The 2,476-nt window shown below is 38.9% G+C and carries 4 protein-coding genes; 2 read left to right on the top strand and 2 right to left on the bottom strand.

Translation table 11 applies throughout. The features are described 5' to 3' along the window. Nucleotides 1–62 precede the first annotated feature (62 nt). Nucleotides 63–422 (top strand): YybH family protein, encoded by a 360-nt coding sequence (locus AC06OU_RS11695; RefSeq protein ID WP_475855961.1) that lies wholly within the window; start codon nucleotides 63–65, stop codon nucleotides 420–422. 16 nt (nucleotides 423–438) lie between these two features. After that, complete coding sequence (locus AC06OU_RS11690) at nucleotides 439–609, top strand: hypothetical protein (RefSeq protein WP_298469496.1); 171 nt, start codon at nucleotides 439–441, stop codon at nucleotides 607–609. Nucleotides 610–623: 14 nt separating this feature from the next. Here the strand turns inward: AC06OU_RS11690 and AC06OU_RS11685 are convergent, their stop codons facing one another. After that, nucleotides 624–1,982: a DUF4652 domain-containing protein gene (locus AC06OU_RS11685; RefSeq protein WP_475855960.1), complete on the bottom strand. Its 1,359-nt coding sequence runs from the start codon at nucleotides 1,980–1,982 to the stop codon at nucleotides 624–626. Then, the coding region (locus tag AC06OU_RS11680) for a sigma-70 family RNA polymerase sigma factor (protein ID WP_475855958.1) at nucleotides 1,975–2,476 on the bottom strand (502 nt) is incomplete at its 5' end. The genes AC06OU_RS11680 and AC06OU_RS11685, both read right to left, overlap by 8 nt.

Below are 2,476 nucleotides of genomic sequence, written 5' to 3'. Positions count from 1 at the left end.
CATTTGTTTTCTCCAAACAATTTCTTTATTATAAAAAATAAGTCAACCGTTGGAGGATAATCATGGAAATTCTAAATACGTATATAGCAGCCACGAACACGCATGACTTTGAACAGGTCCGTAAAGTATTGCACAACAATGCCGTTTACTTTTTCTCCGATCAAACCTGTACTACTCATCAAGAGATACAGAATTACTTTGAAAACGCTTGGACGGTTGTAAAAGATGAAAACTATGAGGCTCGGAATGTCCATTGGCTCCATCAAGGTGAAGACTCAGCGACATGTATCTATACCTATTTTTATGAAGGGTACGTGAATGGTGAGTATGTTAATGGTGAAGGCAGAGCTACAAATGTATTTGTAAAGAATGAAGGAGATTGGAAACTCATTCATGAGCATTTAAGTGACAAATTATTTTAAGAATGGAGAAATTTGATTGATGAACACGTTTATTGCAATTATCCCTTTAATTCTTTTCTTTGCATTCTGGTGTTTTGTTATTTGGTTTATCATTACATTAGTACTTTCGAATAAAGAGCGTAATGAATTATTAAGAGAGATTTCTAGAAAGCTCGATAACCTCCCCCATTCTAACAAGGCAGAATAAAAAAGAGAGGGTAATTACTCCCTCTCTCCAGGCTTTGGTAATGGTAGTGTATTTTCTTCCACATGGCTTTCTGAGCCTTCCATTGCATCTGTATCGTATACATGTAATTGATATGTGAAAGTATCATCGTTGTTCACCTTTATAGACATAACTTCTTCTTTGTTAGTTAAATCTGTAATAATTGGCTTCACTTCATTCATCTCTACGTCTAACACATACAGCTTGCCACCAGCAGTCACCATTCCGTAGGCATAGCCAATAATAACAAACAGACGGCTTTCATCAATCCAAGCTACTTCCTTCGGTGTATACTGGCTGTACGGCTCTTCCTCCAGCAGCTTAAAGGTCAATGAATCCTTTGTCTCCATATTTTCGATAACTAAAGTACCGATGCCCTCTTCTCCAGCCTGTTCTCCACGTCCTTCTATTGTGGCACGATATGTACCATTGGGTGAAGGAATCCATGGAGAATGGAAACTTGGTTTGTAATTGGATACTTTAGTTTTCTCAAATGTTCCGGGAGTTACTTTATCTCTAACATCTTTAGACTCTGTTGCATACGTATATTCTTTTATTTCCTCTGTTACTCCAATAATATAATCGCCTTTTTCTTCATCCCAGTATTCAGATACCCCTTTTATATATCCATATCCAGGAGCATAATAGCTTCTAGCTCGATACGCATCCGCACTTGTCTCTACAACCATCACATTGTTCAAGGTACCTAAAGGAGTTGCAATCTCTTCTTCTAAGGAAACAATAACCCCTTCACCAAGGGTACCTCCATACCCATATGGATCTCCCACTTCAAATGGAGCTTCTAGTATCAGCTCTATGGTAGGCAAGGACTCTAGCTCTTTGAATGTCATATTCGTTGGAGAGACGCCCTCCAGCATTTCTCTGTAAACGAGCTCTACCTTATTGTCCTTAATCCGATAAATGTTTTCGAACGCTGCCCCTGTATTACTCACTATTTGCTGAACATAATCTACGTTAAGCCAAGTTGTTTCAATAGTAGAACCGCTATCCTCATAGCCACCATCAAAAGTAGACTTGCTATTGGCCGGAAAATATTCTTTTAATAGCAATGTAAGATCTTCTTCATGATTTGGTTCTTCCAAGGGAGGGACCACAGTGGTTGGCGGTTCCTCTGCAGGTTGGAACGGCTTTTCTTGAAGAAGGTTTGGGACTAGTAGGAAGCAAGCAACAGCTATCAAACCTGTAAAAGCTGCTATAGCTGTATAGCTAGCCAAACGCTCCGACTTTCTTTTTATGTGGTTCCCTTTTTTCTTTTGAATCTGCTCCTTCACTCTATCACCACGTTCGGAGGTGTTCCCTATTTTCAACAGCAGCTGTTGTTTAATATCATTCATTTACAAGCACCTCCCATTCCCCATCCTTTAGTTTTTCCTTCAATAGTGACCTAGCTTTTCTGAGCCTTGTCTTTACGGTACTATCTGAAATGATTAACAGCTGAGAAACCTCCAGGACTGATAACTCTTCAAAATAATAGTGTATGATCACTTCACGATATTTCAATGGGAGCTCTAGCACTGCTTCTGCCAGTTCTAATTTTTCATCACTTTCTATCATGACATTTCGAGACCTTTTAGTTGGTGATTTAAATGAATTAGTTAATGTATGAGTTCGATATCGCCAGCTCTTCAAATAATCCTTACATCTGTTAATGGTTATTCGTGCAAGGTATGTCTTCAAAGATGCTCGTTCTTCAAACTGCTCGAATTTCTGATAGAAGGTCAAAAAAACCTCTTGAACAATATCCTCTGCTGCAGGCCACTCCTTTACATATAAGTAAGCAAGCTTAAGCAGATAATCCATATGCTCCTGCATTACCTGCTGAAACCTC

The organism is Psychrobacillus sp., assembly GCF_056205495.1.
This window is presented reverse-complemented; position numbering and strand designations above follow the sequence as displayed.

Bases quoted from the DNA above. Each gene is read 5' to 3' on its own strand.
- AC06OU_RS11695 (WP_475855961.1), top strand. From the start codon at position 63: ATGGAAATTCTAAATACGTATATAGCAGCCACGAACACGCATGACTTT.
- AC06OU_RS11685 (WP_475855960.1), bottom strand. From the start codon at position 1,982: ATGAATGATATTAAACAACAGCTGCTGTTGAAAATAGGGAACACCTCC.